Genomic DNA, 505 nt, shown 5'->3' with positions numbered 1-505 from the left:
GATACCAAACCCTGTACTGTATTTCACATACACCTGAGTGGCCAGCACACCGGAATCATACGGCACAGTAATAACGTGCTGGTTTTCGCCGTTAGCTTGCCGATACGCAATGCTAAGCATTGATGCTGTACCCGCATGAGGATTTGTCTCCAATAACACATAACGACCATCTGATTTTGTCAGTCTGAAGCCGGTATACTCTCCCGTTCCGTTCAAAGACGCATAGCTGCCGGATGCATTAACAACAAACGGGTTTTGTTTTTTATATGTATATCCGAATTGACCTCCACCGCTGACCCACAGATACGAATCAGATACAGCTTTAACCACTGTGGTTTGATTGCCGGGGTTATTTGATAACATACCATTGACCCATTCCCGCGAAGCCAGCCCTTTTACATCCTCCAACGTCACTTTTTGGCCGTTCGGCAGCTCAATTTTCACCTGACCGGTATCTGTCATCCACTGCTGCATGGCCTGGAGAAAGTAAACGATATAGCCCTGA

At 46.9% G+C, this 505-nt stretch carries 1 pseudogene; it reads right to left on the bottom strand.

The annotated features are described in order from the left end of the window. Positions 1-505, bottom strand: a pseudogene (locus HMPREF3119_RS05785) (hypothetical protein); the annotation flags it as partial.

Source organism: Morganella sp. HMSC11D09 (genome assembly GCF_001807955.1).
GTDB lineage: Bacteria > Pseudomonadota > Gammaproteobacteria > Enterobacterales > Enterobacteriaceae > Morganella > Morganella morganii.
This window is presented reverse-complemented; position numbering and strand designations above follow the sequence as displayed.